The organism is Actinomycetospora sp. TBRC 11914, from assembly GCF_012933465.1.
GTDB lineage: Bacteria > Actinomycetota > Actinomycetes > Mycobacteriales > Pseudonocardiaceae > Actinomycetospora.
Genome location: NZ_JABBND010000020.1, coordinates 52,631 through 73,381 on the forward strand (window position 1 = coordinate 52,631; position 20,751 = coordinate 73,381).

Here is a 20,751-nt window from a genome sequence, read left to right on the forward strand (position 1 = left end):
GTGGCAGGGCGGATCCGGGACTCCGACATCGCGGAGGTGCGCGACCGGAACCGGATCGACGAGGTGGTCAGCGAGTACGTCGCCCTCCGCCCCGCCGGGCCCGGCTCGCAGAAGGGGCTCTGCCCGTTCCACGACGAGAAGAGCCCGTCGTTCCAGGTCCGCACCAGCCACAACACGTACCACTGCTTCGGCTGCGGGGCGCACGGCAGCGTCATCGACTTCCTCATGCAGATCGACCAGCTGGGGTTCGTGGAGGCCGTCGAGAAGCTGGCCGACCGCGTCGGGTTCCGGCTGACCTACGAGGGCGGCGGGTCGAGCGTCCAGCGTGACCGGGGCACGCGGTCGCGGCTGCTCGCGGCCAACAAGCTGGCGGCCGAGTTCTACGCCGAGCAGCTCCGGGCGCCGGGGGAGGCGAACACGGCGCGGCAGTTCCTCGCCGAGCGCGGGTTCGACCAGGCGGCCGCCGAGTCCTTCGGCTGCGGGTTCGCGCCGGGCGGCTGGGAGAAGCTGACCAAGCATCTGCTCGCGCAGGGCTTCACGCTCGACGAGCTGGAGAAGGCGGGCCTGTCGGTCCCCGGCCAGCGCGGCCACCGCGACCGGTTCCAGCGCCGTCTGCTGTGGCCGATCCGGGACCTGGGCGGCGACGTCGTCGGGTTCGGCGCGCGCCGGCTCTTCGACGACGACCGCATCGAGGCCAAGTACCTCAACACCCCCGAGACGCCCGTCTACCACAAGTCGAAGGTGCTCTTCGGCCTCGACAAGGCCAAGCGCGACATCGCGAAGACCCGCCAGGCGGTCATCGTCGAGGGCTACACCGACGTCATGGCGATGCACCTCGCCGGGGTCCCGACGGCGGTCGCGAGCTGCGGCACCGCCTTCGGCGACGACCACGTGGCCGTCCTGCGCCGCCTGCTCATGGACGACTCGTTCGACCGCGGCGAGGTCATCTACGTCTTCGACGGCGACGCCGCGGGTCAGGCGGCCGCGCTCAAGGCCTTCGACGGCGACCAGCAGTTCTCCGCGCAGACCTACATCGCCACCGCGCCCGACGGCATGGACCCGTGCGAGCTGCGCCAGGCGCGCGGCGACGTCGCGGTGCGCGACCTCGTGGCCCAGCGCTCGCCGCTGTTCACCTTCGCGATCCGCTCGATCCTCGACGCCTACGACCTCTCCACCGTCGAGGGGCAGACCGCGGCGCTGCAGCGCACCGTCCCGCTGGTGGCCCAGATCCGCCGCGTGGAGCTCCGCGACGGGTACGCCCGTCGTCTCGCGGGCTGGACCGGCTGGGCCGACGAGGCGCAGGTGGTGCGGCGGGTGCGCGAGACCGCCGGGCAGCCGGCCGACTCCCGGCAGCAGCAGGGGTCCCGACGACGGCAGGTGCGGCCCGTCGCGCCGTCGGGCGGCGGTGGCGAGGGCCCGCCGATGCCGGCGCGGGACGATCCGCGGCTGCGCGTGCAGCGGGAGGTCCTCAAGGCGGCGCTGCAGGTGCCCGGTCTGGCCGGGCCCGTCTACGACACGCTGCCCGAGGACGCGTTCAGCCATGACGCCTACCTCGCGGTGCACCGCGCGATCCTCGCCGCGGGCGGCACGGCGAGCGGGTACTCCGGGTCGAGCTGGGTCTCGGCGGTCACCGGTGAGGTCACCCCGCCCGGGTACGGGCGGCTGGTGGCGGAGCTCGCCGTCGAGCCGATGCAGTCGCGCGAGGCCGACGACCACCGCTACGTCTCCTCGATGCTCACCGCGCTGCAGGGCGCGCTGGTGGAACGGCAGGTCGCGGAGATCAAGTCGCGGCTGCAGCGGATCTCCCCGGTCACCGACGCGGACGAGTACCACGAGCTGTTCGGGGACCTCGTCGCGCTCGAGCAGTACAAGAAGGCGCTGCGCGACCAGGCGATCGGGGGCCAGTGGTCGGCCTAGGGGCCCGGATCGCGGCGCTGCTCACCGGGCGGGAGATCACGCCCGAGGGCTTCACCGGGACCCTGGAGCCCGATGAGCACGTGCTGGCCGACTCGCGGACCCGGCGCGGGGAGGTCGTGCTCGCCACCGACCGGGGGCTCTGGGTCGACGACCACCGCGTCCCCTGGCACCTGGTCTCGAAGGCGACCTGGGCCTCGGGGGCGCTCGAGGTGATCGAGGCGCGCGAGGTCGAGCACCTCGAGGGCGGGGTGGTGGTGCTGGCCGACGCGGTGCCGGTGACGCTGCCCCTGCCCGACCCGGGACGCATCCCCGAGACCGTGCACCGCCGCGTCACCGGCGCCATCCACTCCCGTCAGCACCACGACCTGCCCAGCGGCGGCGCGTGGTTCGTCCAGCGCCGCACCCCGGCCGGTGTCGTGCTGCACGTGCGCCCGGACGCGGGGACCGACCCCGATGAGGTCCGGACGCTCGCGGCCGGGGTGGGGGAGAAGCTGGGCCGGGCGCGCGGGTCCGCCTGAGCGTCGGGAAAGCCACGTTCCCGGACGTGGGCTGACGGGGGTGGGGGGCTCCGCCTGCGCGGTTGCAGGAGGCCGAACGCGCCTGTGCGGGACGCACACACTCCAGCCGCCCGACTGCAGGAGACCGGACGCTCCTGCGCGGGACGCACACACTCCAGCCGCCCGACTGCAGGAGACCGAACGCACCTGCGCGCGACGCACACACTCCGCCCGCGCACGGGGTGGTCGGCGCACTGCTCGGGGTGCGCGGGGCCGGCTCGGACGGTGATCAGGGAGCCGCTGCACGGCGAATGGAGATCCGCTCGACGCGCACCGACTCCCTCGCCGTTCCGAGGCGGGCGACCATTCGGCCGCGCCGTGCTCGTAGGGGGAATCAGTGTGCGGCGCGCGTCGGTGCTGCCCGGACCGACAGCGCCCGGGCCCGATCAGTGTGCGGCGCGCGTCGGTGCTGCCCCGAACCGACAGCGCCCCGGGACCGATGTGTGTGCGGCACGCGTCGATACCGCCAGGACCCGACCCCGAGTCGGCCGGGGGGTGTCACGCTCGGTCAACGAGGCCGCCACACGCTCGCCGACGACGTCGTGCGCTGACACCCCGACCGCCAGCAACGGCGCGTTCCTGGGTCACCACGGTTCGCGCGTGATCGGCCGACCCCCGGATCAACGAACGGCGCCGCGGACCGAGGGAGGGTCCGCGACGCCGCGCGTCTCGACGTCGGCCGAGCGTCTCAGGCGACGATGATGTAGAGCCCGTAGAGCACGATCAGGGCGGCCACCACGAGGCAGGTCGCCCCGACCGCCGTACCCGCCGCCGGCGAGAGCGCCGGCTCGGGCCCGTCCGGGCGCGGCGACCGCGCCGCGAGCCCGACGATCCCGAACGACACCAGCGCCGTCACCACCACCGCGGCGGCGAAGGACACGATGGCCACGAGGCCCAGGGAACCCCACGCGATGCTCATGCCTGCACCACCCCGTCCTTGGTCCTGATCTCGTCGGGCGCCACCGGCGACTCGACGTCGTTGACGTTCTCCGCGGTGACCGGGGTGCGGCGCGAGGCCGCGTAGATGCCGATCCCGACCGCGATGGCGACGACCGCGACGAGGACCGTCCCGACGACGCCCTGGGAGGCGGCGAACGCGGCGACCGCGCCGACGATGGCCGCGGCTGGCAGCGTCAGGATCCAGGCGACGGCCATCTGGCCGGCGACGCCCCACTGCACGCCGGCGATCCGGCGGCCGGCGCCGGCGCCGAAGATGGAGCCGGTGGCGACCTGCGTCGTCGAGAGCGCGAAGCCCAGGTGCGACGAGGCGAGGATGACGGCCGTCGTCGCCGTCTCCGCGGCGAACCCCTGCGGGGTCTCGATGTCGCTGACGCGCTTGCCGAGGGTGCGGATGATGCGCCAGCCGCCGAGGTAGGTGCCGAGGCCGATCGCGAGGCCGGCGGCGAGGATCACCCAGACGGGCGGGCCGGCGTTCGGGGCGAGGACGCCCGCGGTGATGAGGACCAGCGTGATGACGCCCATCGTCTTCTGGGCGTCCGAGGTGCCGTGGGCCAGCGAGACCATCGAGGCCGAGGCGATCTGGCCGAGCTTGAAGCCACGCTTGGTGCTCTCGCTGTCGGACTTCGCCGTGCTCCGGTAGGCGATCACCGTGCCGACCAGCGCGATGACGCCGGCCAGGATCGGCGAGATCACCGCCGGGAGGATGATCTTCGAGATCAGGGTGCTGAAGTGCACTGCGCCGGCGCCGGCCGCGACGATCACGGCGCCGATGAGCCCGCCGAAGAGCGCATGCGACGAGCTCGACGGCAGGCCGAGCAGCCACGTCAGCAGGTTCCACAGGATGGCGCCGATCAGGCCCGCGAAGATGATGTACGGGTTGATCTTGGTCTCGTCGACGAGCCCGCTGGAGATCGTCTTCGCGACCTCCACCGAGAGGAAGGCGCCGACGATGTTGAGGACGCCGGAGATGAGAACCGCGACCTTGGGCTTCAGCGCCCCGGTCGCGATCGACGTCGCCATGGCGTTCGCGGTGTCGTGGAAGCCGTTGGTGAAGTCGAACGCCAACGCCGTCACGATCACGACGACGACGATCAGGGAGATGCCCATGGGCCGCCCGGTTCCCCTTCGATGGAGTGCGCACGCCGGGTGACGGGTCGTCCTGCCCGGTCGTGTCAGACGGCCGCGACGTTACGGAGCGTTCGCGTCCCGGCTCGCCACACGAAGGAGAACAGCGGTTGAACAGGGATCATCCGTGAGGTGAAGCACGCCGGGATGATCCCTGTTCGTCCGGATCGCTAGCGGGCCGTGCCGTTCCCGGTCGCGGACCGGCCGGGCGCAGCCGGCTCGTGACCCGTGTTGGACGACGGCGAGACCCTGTCCTTGGCGACCGCGACGCCGGCCTGCACGGCCTCCCCGGCCTTCGCCCGCGCGACCCCGGCGGCCGCCTGCACCTGCGGGTTGTCCGCCACCCGGCGGTAGGCCTTCGACAGCTGCTCGTAGCGCTCACGTCCCGCCCTGGTCCCGAGGACGTATCCCACGCCCATACCCAGCAGGAACGGCAGTGCCTTCATGATCGAACCTCCCGACGACGGCGTGGGCCCATCCTGCCGCACGGCCCCCGGAGCCCGTCGGGTACGGTCTACGACGAGCCCGGCAGGCACGGGTTCACGACGGTCCTCCGTAGCTCAATCGGCAGAGCATGCGACTGTTAATCGCAGGGTTACTGGTTCGAGTCCAGTCGGAGGAGCCCTTCCTCCAGGTCACCGCGTTGACCTGAGAAGTGCGGCCCGCCGCCAGCCATGACTTACCCATGGTTTTCGTTCACCTCGTGCCAGGCGCCGACGGCGTCCGCGGCTGCCGGGTTCACGATCCGACGGCCGAAGCAAAAGCTCTGCGTCATCGACACCTGGGGGTGGCCGAGCTGGTCCGGGTCGGCGGGTCAAGCGGTCGCCACGGGCGACGAGTTCCTACTCGTGGGTCGCGCCGTTCCCCTCGAGGAGGTTCTTGAGGGTCAGCAGGTCTTTCGCGTTGGCTCGACGCATCGCAGCGGACATGAGCGGCGCGCTGAGGCCGGCGAAACCGGAGGGTTCCCCTCTGTTGCGCAAGGTCATCCGAGTCTCGCCCTCGGCGGTGTCCTCCCACGTGTAGGTGGTCTCCATGGGGAACGGCCCATGGGCGGTGCTCATGACGAACCGGCGCGCCGGCTCCAGCTCCCGGACCTCGTAGGTGTAGGCGAGCCGCCGGCCGAGGAAGTGGGCGACGAACGCGATCCGTGAGCCGGGCTGCACCGGCCGAGGTGTCTCCCACTCGACGGACTCGATGTTCCTGTACCACCGCGTGGCGTTGTCCGGGTCGCTCGCGAACGCCGCCACCACGGCCCGGGGACGTTGAATGGCGATCGTGCTCTGAACGTCGACCCGTCCCATGCGCAGAGGATGTCAGCGGCCTGACCGTCGTGGGGAGATGCCGCATCCACGCGCCGCGAGGGTCGAGGTCGATGCGCGATCCAGGCCGGGGGTGTGCGTGCGGCGGTAGGTGAATGTGCAACCATCTGTGTCCGGTCGGGGCTCTTGCCCCCCAGGAGCTCCGGCTGGGCCTCGCCGTCCGAGCCCCCCTCGGGCGGCGAGGCCGCCACCCTCCGGCCCCGCCTCATGCCGCGCCGACCAGGTGCGTCCCGCCGCGGGGTCGAGCCCCCGGTCAGCGAGAGGTCTCTCGTAGCTGGTCGCGGGCGGTGAGTAGGGCGAAGTAGGCGTCGGTGAGGTCGCCGGCGGCGAGATGGGCGCAGGCGACCCGGGCAGCGGCGCGCCCGTGCGCTGCGGGCCCCTCGGCGCTGAGCGCGGTCCGCAGGCGATGTTCGACGTTGCCGGCCTCGAGGACGCCGTGGACGAGCGCGAGGTTGCGCAGGCACTCCAGGCCGGCATCCACGGCGGTGGGCAACGAGTCGGTGGTGCCCGGGACCCGCCCGGTGCTGGCCTGGGGGCGGGGTCCGGCGGTGGCGACCGCTGCCGGGTCGGACTGGTCGAGCATCGGGAGTTCCTCTCTGGCCAGCGCGTCGTGAGCCCGGAGATGTCCGGGGTCGTGACCGGCCGGCGCGGCAGTGGAAAGAGGGCCGGTAGCTGGGGGGTGGCCGAGCCGTCACCGGCTACGGCCGCGGTACGGAATCGGCCCGCCCCGGCTCGGCGAGTCCCTGTCACCTCGTGACGGGGCTGGTACCGACGACGGCTGAGAAGAGAGCAGGTGCCGACGAATCACGCGTGGCCACCCCCGACGCTGCGAGGGTGGCCACGGTGGAGGACTGGCCGGAGATGTGCGCGGCACCCGGTCGCAGCTGTGGATGCCCACCTGGTCCCGAGGAGCCGGCCCGGCGGCCCCGGCGATCTCACCGAGCACCTGTGGTGGGCAGGTCCGGGTCAGCCGGCGGGTGTCGCTGTTCCTGCGACCGCGTGGCAGCACGGCCGCTCACCGATCCTGGATCAGCGCGAATCGCGGCCGAACAGGCGCTGCAGGAGGCCCGGCTTGCGCTCCTCGTTGTCGGTGTCCTCCGATCTCTGTCCGTCCGGATAGTCCTGTCCGTAGTGCTCGTACAGTTGGCGCTCCTGCTCGCCCGAGAGGTCGTCGTCGGCCTGGGTCCTGGGTGCGTCACGGACCGTGTCGCCGTCGACGGAGACCTGTAGGCCCTGTCCGTCGTCGGCGCGACGGGCGTCACGCATCGGGACGTAGGAGCGTGTCGCGGGCTCCGCCTCGTTGATGACGACGGCCCAGGCCGGCGGGCCGTCGTCGGTCTCGACGAAGAACTCCTCGATGCTGCCGATGACGTTCCCGTCCTCGTCGTAGAGGGGTGCACCCCGGTAGGCGACCCACTCCAGCGCTTGCGTCATGCGATTCTCCACGTGTCGGCTTCCGCCGGCCCTGCGCGCGGCGGTCCGGGCGAAGCGGGATCAGCAACCCTCGAGGGTCGCGTCGGCAGGTCGCCGTCGCCATGGTGGCGTCGACCGGTACGGACCGGACGCACTGCCCACTGCGGTGTTGCCGAACCACCCTTCTTCGCCTCGCCGACGACGATCGCAGCCGGGTGGGGCCGGCAGCGTCGATCCGGGAGGCCGAAAACGCGGCCTGCCCCTCGTGCCGCAGGGGCGATCCACGATCTTGGCGATGGACATCGTCGAGCCGGCACTCACGGCCGGGCCGGCCTCCCTGCCTCCTGCCTCCGGCCCGACGGCCGGCGCGCACACTCCCGGCCGCCGGGGACCAGAACCGGTGACGACGTACACCCGCGAGGCGGGATCAGGGTGAGACAGCGTCCTCGGCCAGGACCTCAGCGGCCACCCTCATGATCAGGTCGCTGCCGAGCAGATGGCCGAAGACCATCCACGAGAGGAGCTCCTGGCTGAGCAGCTCACCGACCGCGCCCGGATAGCGCGCCTCGGCCGCCCTCGCGGCTCCGAGCAGGAACGCCTTCGTGGGTGAGTCCATCAACGATCCGACCACGGTCGTGTCGGTGTTCTCGTCCACGGCGTGTCAGGCCCCCTTGTGTGGGCGCGGCCGACGACGGCCTTGTTCTCGTCCGTCGACACAGTGCATGTCCATTCTCGCTCGTGGTCGTACCTGTGGGCATCGCCGAGGTCTCGACGGCGCATCAGGAGTCCGCCTGGTCGGGACGTCGGAGCGAGGCAGCCCTCAGCGCATCGGCGGTCATTCGGCATTCGTCTCTGGACAAGGGCACGAACACCCCGCGCACCGTCATCACGACGTAGGGATCGAAGTCGTCGACGGCTACCGAGAGCACCTCTTGTTCCGTTCCGCTGCACAGGATCACATGAGCTTTCACTCTGGAACTCCCGAAAGGTGTCGTCGAAGCGGCAGTCGAACACGGGGTCCCTGTTCAGTCCCGGTCCTCGTCCGTGGCCGTTCGGTAGCGCCACCGCATGCCGCTGCCCGGAATCGGGACAGCGGGGAGGTGGTCGTATCCGCCCCGCGACGGGAGCGGACTCCAGGTCTCCATCGTCTGCATCGCCCGCACCAGGCGGGGTGCGAGGTCGAAGGGTTCGTGTCGCCTACCGTCGACGACGTACTCTTCGATCCTCGCCGTGATGAGGTCCCCGACCGGGCCCGGATATGCCTGCGACGCGTATCGGGCCGATCGCAGGGCCGAAGCCCGTTCGACCGTCGTGAGATCGCGTTCTGCCGGCGAGTCCTTCGGCGGTGGCGGGGTGTTCTCCATCCCCTCGTGGTCAGCGCTCCAGGCCGCAGCATGCGAGACGAGCGTTGCCGTCTGATCACGGTTCTCGTTGCGATCGCTCATGCCCCGTCGAACCCCGACGGGGTCGGTCGCGTTGCGGCGGCCCGACCTTTCTCGTCGGTGACGCTGGAACTCGCGGGATCACTGGTCCGGGTCCGGCCGGAGGAGCCCTCGCCAGGTCGGGGCGGGTGGGTCGCTCTACGCCTCACCCGCCGACCATGACTCGTCCAGGATGGGCGCGGCGGTGAGTTCGGCCAAGAGTCCTCGGACCCGCTGGTCGATGTCGTCGCGGATGGGGCGGACGTGCTCGGGCGGCAGGCCGGCGGGGTCGTCGAGCTGCCAGTCGAGGTAGCGCTTGCCGGGGAGGACCGGACAGGCGTCGCCGCAGCCCATGGTGACCACGACGTCGGCGGCGTCGACGTCGTCGGTGGACAGCTTGGTGGGCACCTCGTGGGACAGGTCGATGCCGAGCTCGTCCATGACCTGGCGGACGGCGGAGTTGACCTCGTCGGCGGGGGTGGAGCCGGCGGAGCGCACCGCGACCCGGCCGGCGGCGTGGTGGGCGAGCAGCGCGGCGGCCATCTGGGAGCGGCCGGCGTTGTGGACGCAGACGAACAGCACCTCGGGGACGTGGTCAGTCATGGCGGGCTTCCTCGAGCGGCGCGGGGGTGGTGGGGAAGAGCCGGCGGCGCAGCCGCAGGGAGACGTAGACCAGCGCGACGAGGACGGGGACCTCGATGAGCGGTCCGACGACCCCGGCGAGGGCCTGGCCGCTGATCGCGCCCCAGGTGGCGATGGCGACGGCGATGGCGAGTTCGAAGTTGTTGCCCGCGGCGGTGAACGCCAGTGTGGTGGTGCGCTGGTAGCCGAGCCCGACGCCGCGGCCGAGGGCGTAGGACCCGGCCCACATGATCGCGAAGTAGGCGAACAGCGGCAGCGCGATGCGGGCGACGTCGAGGGGCTGGGAGGTGATCGCGTCGCCCTGCAGGGCGAAGAGGACCACGATGGTGAACAGCAGCCCGTAGAGCGCCCAGGGCCCGAGGCGGGGCAGCAGTCGGGTCTCGTACCAGTCGCGGCCCCGGGCGCGCTCGCCGAGGCGGCGGGTGAGGTAGCCGGCCAGCAGCGGGATGCCGAGGAAGATGAGCACCGAGCGGACGATGGCCCACGGGGAGACGTCGAGGCCGGTGGTCGGGAGGCCGAGCCAGCCGGGCAGGACGGAGAGGTAGAACCAGCCCAGGGCGCCGAAGGCGATGACCTGGAACACCGAGTTGAGCGCGACGAGCACGGCGGCGGCTTCGCGGTCGCCACAGGCGAGGTCGTTCCAGATGATGACCATGGCGATGCAGCGGGCGAGCCCGACGACGATCAGCCCGGTGCGGTAGGCGGGCAGGTCCGGGAGCAGCAGCCAGGCCAGGGCGAACATCAGCGCCGGCCCGATCAGCCAGTTCAGCACCAGCGACGAGATGAGCAGCCGGCGGTCGCCGGTGACGGTGTCGAGGCGGTCGTAGCGGACCTTGGCCAGCACCGGGTACATCATCACGAGCAGACCGAGCGCGATCGGCAGCGAGACCCCGTCGACCGCGACCGCGCCGAGGGCCTGGCCCAGCCCGGGAACGAGCCGGCCGGCCAGGAGCCCGACGGCCATCGCGGCGAGAATCCACACCGGCAGGAACCGGTCGAGCGTGGAGAGCTTCGCGACCACCCCGGCCTCGGCCGGGTCGCGGACCTCGCTGTGCGGAATGCTCACGCCTCCACCACCGGCAGGGCCTCGCGGTCGCCGGGCATCGCGGCCGGGCTGTCGGGGGCGGCGGGCACGAGGACCGCGGACACCTGGGCGAGCACGTCGGGGTGCACCCGGTAGTACACCCACGTCCCGCGCCGCTCGCCGCTGATCAGGCCGGCCTCGCGCAGCACCTTCAGGTGGTGCGAGATCGTCGGGCCGGACAGGTCGAACACGTCGGTCAGGTCGCACACGCAGGCCTCGCCGCCGGCGTGGGAGGCGATCAGCGAGAGCAGCCGCAGTCGCACCGGGTCGCCCATGGCCTTGAACACCCGCGCCAGCTCCACCGACTGCGCGGCCGACAACGGCTCGCGGGCCAGCGGCGAGCAGCACCCCACGACCTCGGCGAGCGCGTGCTCTTCGGTCCCGCCCTGCTTCGACATCCGTCTACCTTGACGCCTGTCGAAGCAGGGGGCAACCTCTGGTTCGACCGACGTCGAACCAGGCGTCAGCGGAGTCGAGGAGGACCACCATGTCCCGTGTGCAGCTCGCCCTGCGGGTCTCCGACCTCGAGGGGTCGATCCGCTTCTACCGCCGGCTCTTCGGGGTCGAGCCGGCCAAGCGCCGGCCCGGGTACGCCAACTTCGCCGTCGCCGAGCCCCCGCTCAAGCTCGTCCTGCTCGAGGGCGAGGCCGACCGTCCCACCGTGATGGACCACCTCGGCGTCGAGGTCGGGACCACCGCCGAGGTGGACGACGCCACCGCGCGCCTCGACGAGCTCGGGCTGTTCACCCAGGTCGAGGACGACACCACCTGCTGCTACGCCCGCCAGGACAAGGTCTGGGTCCACGGGCCCGGCAACGAGCCCTGGGAGGTCTACACCGTGAAGGAGGACTCCCCGGAGTACGGCACGGACGGCGTCGTCAGCCGGCCCATGGGCTCCTGCGCCACCGCCGACGACCGCGCCTCCTGCTGCGCGGGGACGACCGCCGGTGGGGGTGCCGCGGTCTGAGCCGTCCGACGGCGAACCGCTCCGTCGGTTGGCGCGAACACGAGGCACCTGTCTGGGCTGGTTCAGCAGCGAGCCGACCCGGCAGGCCATGCTCGGCGACCCGACCCCGGGGGAGCCGTGGGCGCGGCCCGGCGTCGCGGGTGGTTACGTGGTCGCCGTGCCCCCAAGAAGCCGGATCGACCTCGACGCGCTCGCCGCGATCGACGTGCACGTCCACGTCCAGGCCGACCTGCACGGCCACCTCGCCCTCGACGACGAGCTCGCCGCCGCGGCCGCGAAGTACTTCAAGGGCGACCCGTACGACCCGACGGTGCCCCAGATCGCCGCTGACTACCGGGCCCTGAACATGGCGGCCGTCATCTTCACCGTCGACGCGGAGGCCGCCACCGGGCAGGCGGCGCTGTCGAACGAGGAGATCGCCGCCGCGGCCGCCGAGCACCCCGACGTGCTCATCCCGTTCGGGTCCATCGACCCGCACCGGGGTGTCGCCGGGGTCCGCGCCGCCCGGCGGCTCGTGGAGGACCACGGCGTCCGGGGCTTCAAGTTCCACCCCAGCCTGCAGGACTTCGTGCCCCACGACCGCGCGGCCTATCCCCTCTACGAGCAGCTGCAGGACCTCGGGGTGCCGGCGTTGTTCCACACCGGCCAGACCGGCATCGGCTCGGGGCTGCCGGGCGGGCGGGGCATCAAGCTGCGCTACTCGGATCCGATGCTGCTCGACGACGTGGCCGCCGACTTCCCCGACCTGACGATCATCATGGCCCACCCGTCGGTGCCCTGGCAGGACTCCGCGATCGCCGTCGCCCAGCACAAGGCCAACGTCTACATCGACCTCTCGGGATGGTCACCGAAGTACTTCCCGCCGCAGCTGGTCCACGCCGCCAACACCCTGCTGAAGGAGAAGGTGCTCTTCGGCTCGGACTACCCCCTGATCCGGCCCGAGCGCTGGATCCGCGACTTCGAGGCGCTGGAGATCCGCGACGAGGTCCGCCCGCTGATCATGAAGCAGAACGCGGTACGTGCCCTCGGACTGTGACACGGCGGCGCGGCCGGCACCCGCTCGGAGGGTGCCGGCCGGTGGCGTTCAGACGGCGACCATGCCGTGGGGGTCGATGACGAACTTCTTCGCGACACCCGAGTCGAACTGGGCGTAGCCCTGCGGGGCGTCGTCGAGGCTGATCGTCGTGGCGTTGACGGCCTTCGCGATCTGCACCTTGTCACGCAGGATCGCGTTCATGAGCTGGCGGTGGTAGCGCATGACCGGGCACTGGCCGGTGGTGAACGAGTGCGACTTCGCCCAGCCCAGCCCGATGCGGATCGACAGACTGCCGTGCTTCGCGGCCTCGTCGGAGGCGCCCGGGTCGCCGGTGACGTAGAGGCCGGGGATGCCGAGCTTCCCGGCCGCACGGGTCACCTCCATGATCGAGTTGAGGACGGTGGCCGGGTGCTCGGTGCCGGCCTCCTTGCCGTATCCGCGCGCCTCGAAGCCCACGGCGTCGACGGAGGCGTCGACGACCGGTTCGCCGACGATCTGCTCGATCTTGTCGGGCAGCTCGCCCTCCTCGGACAGGTCGACGGTCTCGGCCCCGATGGCATCGCGGGCGTGGGCCAGGCGCTCGGCGTTCATGTCCCCGACGATGACCGCGGCGGCCCCGAGCAGTTGGGCCGAGGCGGCGGCCGCGAGACCGACCGGGCCGGCGCCGGCGATGTAGACCGTGGAGCCGGTGGTGACCCCGGCCGTGACGCAGCCGTGGTAGCCGGTCGGGAAGATGTCCGAGAGCATCGTCAGGTCGAGGATCTTCTCCAGGGCCTGCTCGCGGTCCGGGAACGGCAGCAGGTTCCAGTCCGCGTAGGGCACCATCACGTACTCGGCCTGGCCGCCCTGCCACCCGCCCATGTCGACGTAGCCGTAGGCCGAGCCGGGCCGGTCGGGGTTGACGTTGAGGCACACCCCGGTGTGGCCCTCCTTGCACATGCGGCAGCGGCCGCAGGCGATGTTGAACGGCACCGAGCACAGGTCGCCCTGCCGGATGAACTCGACGTCGCGCCCGACCTCGACGACCTCTCCGGTGATCTCGTGACCGAGGATGAGGCCGGGTGGCGCGGTGGTGCGGCCGCGGACCATGTGCTGGTCGGAGCCGCAGATGTTGGTCGAGACGCAGCGCACGATCACGCCGTGCGGACACTGCCGTCCCACGTTCGCCGGGTTCACCCCGGGTCCGTCCTTGAGCTCGAGGCCCGGGTACTCGATGTCCTGGACCTCGACCTTCATGGGCTCGATGTAGGCCACGGCCTTCATGCAGGCGCTCCTTCGGGTCGGCGGACACCGACGACCCCGCTGCCCCCGGCGTCCGCCCCCACCGTGGGCACGCCACGGCGCCCTCGACAGGGGCCGACCGGACCCCCGTTGGTCCCGAGGCCCTGGAACAGCCCGCGGGTCACGGCCGCCCGGAGGGCGCCGGGCGGGGCGGCACGTTGTGGTTGATCCGGAAGACGTTGTCCGGGTCCCAGGCCGTCTTGATCTCGACGAGCCGGTCCCAACGGTCGGGTTCCCACGCGGCGCGGACGTCGGCGGGCGTCACGTGCGGGCCGGCGAGGAAGTTGACCAGCGCGCCGCCGTCGCTCCAGGGACGCAGGTCGTCGAGCAACGCCTGCCTCCCGGACCGCCTCGACGCTGGTGAGCGGCGGTGAGCGGGGGCAACGGTCGGATCAGGTCTCGAGCAGGTCGGGAGCGAAGACCTCCTCGACCGTCCAGCGGCGCGCCGAGAGACCCTGCTCGTGGTGGTAACGGAGGAACGTCTCCAGCGCCGTGCGGTTCGCGGAGATCCCGTAGGGCCACCAGTCGTCGCCGAGCAAGGCCTCGTTCCGCTCCACCAACGGATTGAGCCAGGGCACCATGACCGGTGTCTCGTAGAGGCGGCGGAACCGCCGGTAGCGCTCGGCGCCGACCTCCTTCGCGTCGCGGAACGCGGTGTACAGCGCGCGGCCGAGCCCGGGGTGGTCCGCCAGCAAGTCCCGGCGGACCACCACCGTGTGCATGATCGGGAAGATCCCGGTCCGGCGGAACCAGTCCCGTTCGAGCGGCTCGTAGTCGACGAACAGCCGGGTGATGTGCGGCGAGCCGTCCAGGAACGGTTGCGGGACGTTCGCCGTGAACAGCGCGTCGATCTCCCCGGCGTCGAGCATGCCCGACAGGGTCCTGCCCTCCGGGACCGTCGTGACGTCGAGCCCCTCGGGATGCGGGTGGCTGGTGAACGCGAACGGCGGGGCGGGGTGGTCGAGCCCGCCGATCACCCACCGGTTGCGTTCCGGCCGGAAGCCGTACTCCTCGGCGAGGACGCCCTTCATCCAGACGCCGGGGTCCTGGCCGTACACGCCGAACTCGCCGATCGTCCGATCGACCAGGTCGGCGGGTCCGCTGATGCCGCTGTCGGCGTGGACGAAGACGGCCGAGTGGCGGAACGCCCGGCAGGGGAAGGCCGGGATCGCGACGAACGGTACGCCCTGGTCCAGGGCCCGCAGCAGGAACGTCATCCCGAACTCCGAGACGTCCAGGTCGCCCCGCGCCATCTGCGTGAAGACGTCGGGCAGCGTCGCCGCGGTCGACATCGTCGTGCCGACCCCGTCCACCGTCACCGATCCGTCGAACAGCGCCTCCGTCGTGTCGTAGCGGAAGCTCCCGATGCGCAGGTCCATGGCTCCTCCTCGATCGCGGGCTCGTCGAGCGTCGCGATCGGGGACCGGGAGCCGCCAACACCTTCCCGGTCGACCCGATACCCGATCGGTATGGTCCGGCGGGTGGAGCTGCGGGTGCTGCGCTACTTCGTCGCCGTCGCCGAGGAACGCCACGTCGGCCGCGCCGCCGCCCGGCTCCACATGACCCAGCCGCCGCTGAGCCGGGCGGTGCACCGGCTCGAGACCGACCTCGGCACGGCGCTGCTCGTGCGGACCCCGGCCGGGGTCGAGCTGACCGCGGCCGGCCAGGGCCTCTACGACGACGCCCGTTCCCTGCTCGACCACGCCGACCGCGTCGAGGTCCGGGCCCGCTCCCGGGCCGGGCGCGCCACCCTCGCCGTCGGGTCGTTGGCCGACGCCGCCGAGCTCGTGGGCGGCCGGCTCGTCTCGGCGTTCCGCGCGCGCCATCCCGACGTCTCCGTACGCGTGCACGAGGCCGACCTCGGCGATCCCAGCGCCGGGCTGCGGGCCGGGCTGGTGGACGTCGCGCTCACCCGGCTGCCGTTCACCGACGACGGCCTGCGCTGCCGGGTCCTGCACTCCGAGCCGGTCGGGCTGGTGGTGCGCGACGACGACCCGCTCGCCGCGCAGCCGTCGGTGCGGCTCGCGGAGCTGCCCGACCGGCGCTGGGTGCGACTTCCACCGGACACCGACCCGGTCTGGACCGCCTACTGGACGGCCGGGACCCGCGGGGACCGGGACGACGCCCCGATGCGCACCATCCAGGAGTGCCTGCAGGCGGTGCTGTGGGACGGCCGGTCGGCGTTGGCCCCGCTGGACCAGCTGACACCCGCGGGGCTGGTCATCGTCCCCGTCGCCGACCGCCCACCGAGCCGGCTGGTGCTCGCCTGGCCGGCGACCGAGCCCTCCCCGCTGGTCCGTTCGTTCGTGCGGATCGCGGCCGAGGCGTACCACCGCCCGGGCTGACCGCGCGGTCGACGATCCACCCGGTCAGCGGGCGTAGCGCTCCTTCGCCCGCTCCCGCGCCTTCTGCGCCTCCACCTCGCGGTTCTTCGGCGGCGCGGTGGTGACCAGCTCGTCGAGGAGCACGCGGGTGGTGGCCGTGACCTCGGCGACGGCCCGGGCGAACGCCTCCTCGTTGGCCTTCGACGGTCGGGCCGAGCCGCTGATCTTGCGGACGTACTGCAGCGCGGCCTCGTGCACCTCGTCGCGGGTGGCCGGGGGCTCGAAGTTGTGCAGGACCCGGATGTTGCGGCACATGCGGCGATCGTGCCCCACCGACCGGTGCCGGTGGGAGGGGCGGCCGCCCGGACTCGCCGCGTTTGACTTCGAGCGCGCTCGAACTCCTACCGTCGCGGACGTGAGTCCTCCGAACGGCAGGATCTGGTTCATCACGGGCACCTCGCGCGGCTTCGGCCGCGAGTGGGCGCTCGCCGCCCTCGAGCGTGGCGACTCCGTCGCCGCGACCGCACGCGACGCGAGCTCGCTCGACGACGTCGTCGCGCAGTACGGCGACCGGGTGCTCGCCCTCACCCTCGACGTGACCGACCGGGCCGCCTGCTTCGACGCGGTGGCGCGGGCGCACGAGCACTTCGGCCGGCTCGACATCGTGGTCAACAACGCCGGCTACGGGCACTTCGGCATGATCGAGGAGCTCACCGAGGAGGAGTTCCGGGCCCAGATCGAGACGAACGTCTTCGGGGCCATGTGGGTCACCCAGGCGGCCCTGCCGATCATGCGGGAGCAGGGCTCGGGCCACCTGCTGCAGGTGTCGTCGATCGGCGGTATCTCCGCGTTCCAGACCGTCGGCGCCTACCACGCCTCGAAGTGGGCGCTCGAGGGCTTCAGCCAGGCGCTGGCCCAGGAGGTCGCGGACTTCGGCATCCACGTCACCCTCATCGAGCCCGGCGGCTTCTCGACCGACTGGGGCGGCTCCTCGGCCCGCCACTCCACGCCGTTACCGGCCTACGACGGCGTCCGCGAGCAGGCGGCGGCGTCCCGCCGGCAGCGCACGGCGTCCCCGGGGGACCCGGCGGCCAGCGCGAAGGCCGTCATGGAGATCGTCGACGCGGAGCAGCCGCCGCTGCGGGTGTTCTTCGGCGACGCGCCGCTCGGGATCGCGGAGGCCGACTACGCCTCCCGCCTGGAGACCTGGCGCGCCTGGCAGCACGTCGCCCACCTCGCGCAGGGCTGAGCCGAGGGGCCGGGGCCGCGGTGACGGCGGCCCCGGCCCGCGGGGCTACCGACGCCGTGGGCGCGCCCGGCCCCGTCCTCGGCGAACCGGGACCGTTCGGCCCTGGCCGACGCCGCTGCCGGGCTCCGACCCTCCGTCCGGGGAGTGGGTGCCGGGAGGCCGGGTTGATCGACCAGGACGGACGGCGGGCCGGAGCACCGTCCGGCCCCCTGCTAGGCCGAGGCGAGGACCGTCGCCGCCGCATTCTTGACCAGGTCCGCGACGACGTCGGGGCGGGACACGTAGATCGAGTGGCTGCCCGGCACCTCGGTCACCGTCGCGCCGGCCCGCTCGGCCATGGCGCGCTGGGCCGGCGGCGGGATCATGCGGTCCTCGGTGGCGACGAGGTACCAGCTGGGCCGGGATCGCCAGGCCGGGTCGGTCACGCTGCCCTCGAGCGCGCCGGTGCCCCAGGGCACCTGCGAGTCGGCCATGAACCGCGCCTCGTCGGTAGGGAGGTCGGCGGCGAAGGACGCCGCGAACCGCTCCCGGTCCAGGAACAGGGAGCCGTCGCGGGGCGGCAGGATCGGCGGCACCGGCGCGCCGGGGGGCGGGTCCGCGATGAGGGTGTTGACCGACTCGCCGGTGTCCGGGGCGAAGGCCGCGATGTAGACCAGGGCACTGACCCGCTCGTCGGTGCCGGCTTCGGTGATGACGGCTCCGCCGTAGGAATGGCCCACCAGGACGACGGGCCCGTCGAGGTCGTCGAGGACCTGCCGGGTGGCGTCGACGTCGCCCGCCAGCGTCACCGTCGGGTTCTGGACCACCGCGACCCGGTAGCCCTCGTCGACGAGGAGCCCGTGGACGCCGCGCCAGCCCGAGCCGTCGACGAAGCCGCCGTGGACCAGGACGACGTTCGGGAGGGTGTCGGTGGACATGATCGGTTTCCTTCCGTCGTGGGCCGCGTCCGCCGGGACCGCCCCGGGGATGCCCGCCCACCGTGCGGAGCTGTGCCGGCGGGGTCTCGGATGACGGTGCACACCGACCAGGACCGCGGTGCACACCTGGGTCGGAGGTCGCCGTGCCCGTCGTCGTGAGCTTCGAGGGGACAGACGCCCGCGACGGCGCGGAGTTCTGGTACGAGGCGTGCACCGGGACGTTCGTGGGCGTCGAGGTCGACGCGACGTCCGGCGAGCCGCTCGAGGGCAGCGTCCGCGCCCACGACCTCGGCGAGCTGGTCGTGGGGGAGATCGACGCGTCGCCGCAGCGGATGATCCGCACGCCGCGTCTGATCGACCGGGCCGACCAGCAGTACCTCCTGCTCACGATGCCCGGTCGCGGATCGGGGTGTGTGGCACAAGCCGGCCGCCGGGCGCTGGTGCGTCCCGGAGACGCCGCGCTGGTCGAGTCCCACCGCCCGTTCGAGCTCGGGTTCGACGAGGCCTTCGACCTCTGGGTCTTCGCCTTCCCCCGCGACCTGGTCCGGCTCGGGGAGCGCGATCGAGCGCGTCTGTCCGCTCGGCGCGTCGATCTCCGCTCCGGCCTGGCAGGCGTGGCCGGGCGGGCGCTGCTGGATCTCGCGCGTCACGGGGAGCAGCTGGGCGACCCGTCGGACGGCGGTGCGCTCGCCCTCGCCAACGATCTCCTGACGACGCTGCTCCACGTGCCCCTGGCCGAGGACCGACGCCTCGCGGACGCGTTGCACCGGACGTTGCCGTTGCGCATCCGGGACCACGTCAACCAGCGTCTCGCCGATCCGGCCCTGTCTCCCGCCCGGGTGGCAGCCGCGTTCGGCATCTCGGTCCGCTACCTGCACAAGCTCTTCGAGGGTGAGGACGTGACGGTCGCCCACTACATCCGCGAGCGGCGCCTCGAGCGGTGCCGGCTGCGCCTGCTGGACCCGCGGTACTCCCACCAGTCGATCGCGACCCTGGCCTTCGAGGCGGGCTTCGGAGACCTCAGCGGGTTCAACCGCGCCTTCAGGGCGAGGTACGGGCTCAGCCCCCGCACGCTCCGGCGCCGCGGCGGGGTGCCTGCACCGCGGCGTGGCCGGGACCTCGGGGCCCCGGCGCCGGGACCGACGGCTCTCCTGCCGGCGCCTCGCAGCGGCTGATCGTCGGGCTGCGCCCACTCGGCAGGTGGTGAGGACGATGGCCGGCGGTAGGGACGGCCGGCACTCCGGCGACGCGTCCGGGCCGGTCGGGTGGTCGGGCCACCACCGGTTGGTGGCCCAGCCGCACGGGTCCGCGGAAGGCGTGGTCGCCGAGGCCGAAGCCACTGCCGCGGCGCTGGTGACCCCGGACCATCCGCTGGGGACGGTCGGTGCCCCGAGCGACCGGCGCGCACCGTTCACCGTGGGGTTCCGGGCGGCGGCGGGGGCGCTGGTGGCGGTCGGGCTGGCGGTGCTGGCCTGGCTCGCGCTCGAGGTCCTGATCCTCATCGGTCTGGCCCTGGTGCTCGCCCTCGGGTTCGAACCGGTGGTGTCGGTGCTGGTGGGCCGTGGGTGGCGACGAGGGGTCGCGGTGTGCGCCGTCTGTCTCGGGCTCGTGGTCGCGGCGGCGGGTTTCCTGGCGATCGTGATCCCGCCGCTGGTCACCCAGGTCGGCTCGCTCTCGAACGAGACGCGACTGGTGCTGACCGAGGTGCAGAACCAGAACTCCGCGTGGGGCCGGTGGGCCGGGCAGCTGCACCTGCAGGAGCGCGTGACCTCCTACGTCGAGGCGAACACGGGCTCGATCGCCGACGGGCTGGTGGGCTTCGGCATGCAGGTGTTCGGGGCGTTGAGCGGCGCGGTGATCGTGCTGGTGCTCACGGTGTACTTCCTCGCGGCGCTGCCGAGCCTGCGGGCCGGCGCCTACCGCCTCGTGCCGCACTCCCGCCGGCCCCGCGTGATCCTGGTGGGCGACAGCATCGTCGCCAAGGTGGGCGCGTACCTGCTGGCGAACCTGTTCACCTCGGTGGTCATCGCGGTGGTGACCTTCATCTGGTTGCTGGTGATGAAGGTGCCGTACGCGCTCGCGCTCGCGGTGCTCGTGGGCCTCCTCGACCTCATCCCCACCATCGGTTCCATCATCGCGGGAGGCCTGGTCGCCCTGGCGGCGTTGGCGGTCTCCTGGCCGGTCGCGGTGGCCACCCTCGGGTTCTACGTGGTCTACAAGGTCTTCGAGGACTACCTGTTGTGGCCGCGGGTCGCGAGCCGAGCGGTCCAGGTGCCGGCCTGGCTGACCATCGTCGCGGTGCTCGTCGGCGGCGCCCTGCTCGGTGTCCTCGGGGCCTTCCTCGCGATCCCCGTCGCCGCGGCCGCGCTCGTCGTCGTCCGCGAGGTGGTCCATCCACGCCAGGACACCCGCTGAGAGCGAACGGCGACCCCTCCGAGTGCGGGACCTCCGTCCCCGGCCGGCGACCCGAAGGTCCTTGTCGCCGGGGAGGCGGCGTCCGACGGTGGCGTCCGGCAGTGCCGTGCCGAGGCACACCGAC

General features: G+C 72.5%; 24 protein-coding genes and 1 tRNA gene. 9 read left to right on the top strand and 16 right to left on the bottom strand.

Features of this window, described 5'->3' with window-relative positions:
* The gene (gene dnaG, locus HH311_RS25060) at nucleotides 1–1,917 is read left to right on the top strand and encodes a DNA primase (RefSeq protein WP_169186438.1); all 1,917 of its coding nucleotides are present in this window, start codon (nucleotides 1–3) and stop codon (nucleotides 1,915–1,917) included.
* Nucleotides 1,905–2,435 carry a hypothetical protein gene (locus tag HH311_RS25065; protein WP_169186439.1) on the top strand — a complete coding sequence of 177 codons (531 nt, stop codon included), beginning with the start codon at nucleotides 1,905–1,907 and terminating at the stop codon, nucleotides 2,433–2,435. Before dnaG ends, HH311_RS25065 begins: the two co-directional genes overlap by 13 nt.
* A 727-nt stretch (nucleotides 2,436–3,162) precedes the next feature.
* Here the strand turns inward: HH311_RS25065 and HH311_RS25070 are convergent.
* The 3 genes from HH311_RS25070 to HH311_RS25080 form a co-directional block, all read right to left on the bottom strand.
* The gene (locus tag HH311_RS25070; protein ID WP_169186440.1) at nucleotides 3,163–3,393 is read right to left on the bottom strand and encodes a hypothetical protein; all 231 of its coding nucleotides are present in this window, start codon (nucleotides 3,391–3,393) and stop codon (nucleotides 3,163–3,165) included.
* Nucleotides 3,390–4,541 (bottom strand): inorganic phosphate transporter, encoded by a 1,152-nt coding sequence (locus tag HH311_RS25075; RefSeq protein ID WP_169186441.1) that lies wholly within the window; start codon nucleotides 4,539–4,541, stop codon nucleotides 3,390–3,392. The genes HH311_RS25070 and HH311_RS25075 overlap by 4 nt, the downstream gene beginning before the upstream one ends.
* A gap of 188 nt (nucleotides 4,542–4,729) precedes the next feature.
* Entirely contained in the window at nucleotides 4,730–5,005 is a 276-nt protein-coding gene (locus HH311_RS25080; RefSeq protein ID WP_169186442.1) for a hypothetical protein, read from the bottom strand.
* A gap of 103 nt (nucleotides 5,006–5,108) precedes the next feature.
* Between HH311_RS25080 and HH311_RS25085 the strand changes: the two genes are divergently transcribed.
* Nucleotides 5,109–5,181, top strand: a tRNA-Asn gene (locus HH311_RS25085).
* 220 nt (nucleotides 5,182–5,401) lie between these two features.
* Here the strand turns inward: HH311_RS25085 and HH311_RS25090 are convergent.
* The 8 genes from HH311_RS25090 to HH311_RS25125 all read right to left on the bottom strand — a co-directional run bounded on the left by HH311_RS25090 (nucleotide 5,402) and on the right by HH311_RS25125 (nucleotide 10,836).
* Complete coding sequence (locus HH311_RS25090; protein WP_169186443.1) at nucleotides 5,402–5,860, bottom strand: SRPBCC family protein; 459 nt, start codon at nucleotides 5,858–5,860, stop codon at nucleotides 5,402–5,404.
* A 271-nt stretch (nucleotides 5,861–6,131) separates the two neighbouring features.
* Nucleotides 6,132–6,461, bottom strand: coding sequence for a hypothetical protein (locus HH311_RS25095; protein WP_169186444.1), 330 nt, complete (start codon nucleotides 6,459–6,461; stop codon nucleotides 6,132–6,134).
* Between the two features lie 446 nt (nucleotides 6,462–6,907).
* The gene (locus HH311_RS25100) at nucleotides 6,908–7,312 is read right to left on the bottom strand and encodes a PRC-barrel domain-containing protein (RefSeq protein WP_169186445.1); all 405 of its coding nucleotides are present in this window, start codon (nucleotides 7,310–7,312) and stop codon (nucleotides 6,908–6,910) included.
* 406 nt (nucleotides 7,313–7,718) lie between these two features.
* Nucleotides 7,719–7,946 (bottom strand): hypothetical protein, encoded by a 228-nt coding sequence (locus HH311_RS25105; protein ID WP_169186446.1) that lies wholly within the window; start codon nucleotides 7,944–7,946, stop codon nucleotides 7,719–7,721.
* 370 nt (nucleotides 7,947–8,316) lie between these two features.
* A complete protein-coding gene (locus HH311_RS25110) occupies nucleotides 8,317–8,736 on the bottom strand; it encodes a hypothetical protein (protein WP_169186447.1) in 420 nt (139 codons plus the stop codon).
* A 135-nt stretch (nucleotides 8,737–8,871) separates the two neighbouring features.
* A complete protein-coding gene (locus tag HH311_RS25115) occupies nucleotides 8,872–9,315 on the bottom strand; it encodes an arsenate reductase ArsC (protein ID WP_169186448.1) in 444 nt (147 codons plus the stop codon).
* Nucleotides 9,308–10,420, bottom strand: coding sequence for an ACR3 family arsenite efflux transporter (gene arsB, locus HH311_RS25120; RefSeq protein WP_312030387.1), 1,113 nt, complete (start codon nucleotides 10,418–10,420; stop codon nucleotides 9,308–9,310). The genes HH311_RS25115 and arsB overlap by 8 nt, the downstream gene beginning before the upstream one ends.
* On the bottom strand, nucleotides 10,417–10,836 hold the full coding sequence (locus tag HH311_RS25125; protein WP_169186449.1) for a helix-turn-helix transcriptional regulator: 420 nt from the start codon (nucleotides 10,834–10,836) through the stop codon (nucleotides 10,417–10,419). Before HH311_RS25125 ends, arsB begins: the two co-directional genes overlap by 4 nt.
* A gap of 89 nt (nucleotides 10,837–10,925) precedes the next feature.
* Here HH311_RS25125 and HH311_RS25130 point away from each other — a divergent pair, with 89 nt between their 5' ends.
* Both HH311_RS25130 and HH311_RS25135 read left to right on the top strand, forming a co-directional pair.
* Entirely contained in the window at nucleotides 10,926–11,405 is a 480-nt protein-coding gene (locus tag HH311_RS25130; protein ID WP_169186450.1) for an ArsI/CadI family heavy metal resistance metalloenzyme, read from the top strand.
* 175 nt (nucleotides 11,406–11,580) lie between these two features.
* Nucleotides 11,581–12,441, top strand: a complete 861-nt coding sequence (locus tag HH311_RS25135; protein WP_169186518.1) for an amidohydrolase family protein — start codon at nucleotides 11,581–11,583, stop codon at nucleotides 12,439–12,441.
* Nucleotides 12,442–12,489: 48 nt separating this feature from the next.
* Here HH311_RS25135 and fdhA read toward each other — a convergent pair whose 3' ends face one another.
* The 3 genes from fdhA to HH311_RS25150 all read right to left on the bottom strand — a co-directional run bounded on the left by fdhA (nucleotide 12,490) and on the right by HH311_RS25150 (nucleotide 15,101).
* Nucleotides 12,490–13,704 carry a formaldehyde dehydrogenase, glutathione-independent gene (fdhA, locus tag HH311_RS25140; RefSeq protein ID WP_169186451.1) on the bottom strand — a complete coding sequence of 405 codons (1,215 nt, stop codon included), beginning with the start codon at nucleotides 13,702–13,704 and terminating at the stop codon, nucleotides 12,490–12,492.
* Nucleotides 13,705–13,843: 139 nt separating this feature from the next.
* The gene (locus HH311_RS25145) at nucleotides 13,844–14,053 is read right to left on the bottom strand and encodes a BBE domain-containing protein (protein WP_169186452.1); all 210 of its coding nucleotides are present in this window, start codon (nucleotides 14,051–14,053) and stop codon (nucleotides 13,844–13,846) included.
* A gap of 61 nt (nucleotides 14,054–14,114) precedes the next feature.
* The gene (locus tag HH311_RS25150) at nucleotides 14,115–15,101 is read right to left on the bottom strand and encodes a 4,5-dihydroxyphthalate decarboxylase (RefSeq protein WP_248293065.1); all 987 of its coding nucleotides are present in this window, start codon (nucleotides 15,099–15,101) and stop codon (nucleotides 14,115–14,117) included.
* A gap of 102 nt (nucleotides 15,102–15,203) precedes the next feature.
* Here HH311_RS25150 and HH311_RS25155 point away from each other — a divergent pair, with 102 nt between their 5' ends.
* A complete protein-coding gene (locus tag HH311_RS25155; RefSeq protein WP_169186453.1) occupies nucleotides 15,204–16,067 on the top strand; it encodes a LysR substrate-binding domain-containing protein in 864 nt (287 codons plus the stop codon).
* Nucleotides 16,068–16,091: 24 nt separating this feature from the next.
* On the opposite strand, the gene HH311_RS25160 is transcribed toward HH311_RS25155, so the two are convergent.
* Entirely contained in the window at nucleotides 16,092–16,361 is a 270-nt protein-coding gene (locus HH311_RS25160) for a DUF2277 domain-containing protein (protein ID WP_169186454.1), read from the bottom strand.
* A 100-nt stretch (nucleotides 16,362–16,461) separates the two neighbouring features.
* Here HH311_RS25160 and HH311_RS25165 point away from each other — a divergent pair, with 100 nt between their 5' ends.
* Nucleotides 16,462–17,295, top strand: coding sequence for an SDR family oxidoreductase (locus HH311_RS25165; RefSeq protein WP_312030389.1), 834 nt, complete (start codon nucleotides 16,462–16,464; stop codon nucleotides 17,293–17,295).
* 212 nt (nucleotides 17,296–17,507) lie between these two features.
* Here HH311_RS25165 and HH311_RS25170 read toward each other — a convergent pair whose 3' ends face one another.
* Complete coding sequence (locus tag HH311_RS25170; protein WP_169186456.1) at nucleotides 17,508–18,212, bottom strand: alpha/beta fold hydrolase; 705 nt, start codon at nucleotides 18,210–18,212, stop codon at nucleotides 17,508–17,510.
* Between the two features lie 143 nt (nucleotides 18,213–18,355).
* Here HH311_RS25170 and HH311_RS33570 point away from each other — a divergent pair, with 143 nt between their 5' ends.
* Both HH311_RS33570 and HH311_RS25180 read left to right on the top strand, forming a co-directional pair.
* Entirely contained in the window at nucleotides 18,356–19,387 is a 1,032-nt protein-coding gene (locus tag HH311_RS33570; RefSeq protein ID WP_169186457.1) for a helix-turn-helix domain-containing protein, read from the top strand.
* Nucleotides 19,388–19,424: 37 nt separating this feature from the next.
* Nucleotides 19,425–20,627, top strand: coding sequence for an AI-2E family transporter (locus HH311_RS25180; protein WP_169186458.1), 1,203 nt, complete (start codon nucleotides 19,425–19,427; stop codon nucleotides 20,625–20,627).
* Nucleotides 20,628–20,751: the final 124 nt, after the last annotated feature.